Annotated in this window: 1 protein-coding gene; it reads right to left on the bottom strand. The window is 39.8% G+C overall.

Features of this window, described 5'->3' with window-relative positions:
• Nucleotides 1-249, bottom strand: a 249-nt coding sequence (locus tag ACYQ2O_RS13755; protein ID WP_459783926.1) for a transposase, incomplete at both ends; no start/stop codon positions are given.

The raw sequence follows: 249 nt of genomic DNA, 5'->3' as shown, positions 1-249 counted from the left end.
ATCAAAAGCCACTAAGGGATGATAACCCGTTGTTCCGTAGTGAGTATTGAAATCAGTCTGTTCTTGTTTTCCGAAGGTGTCTGAGTGAGTAGAATCCACGTCAATGATCATATGCTGTGTATTTTTTTGGCCGATATAGATAGTGGTCAATGCCTTGGCAATTGATTGAAGTTGAACGATATTCTCCTCCGACAGTTGATGAATAAAACGAGAAACCATCGACTGTGAACCTAAGGTCGTTTTATTTAG

The sequence above is a fragment of the Alkalibacterium sp. m-11 genome (genome assembly GCF_054658155.1).
Note: the sequence above shows the minus strand (reverse complement) of the source record. Positions and strands in the feature narration are given on the sequence as shown.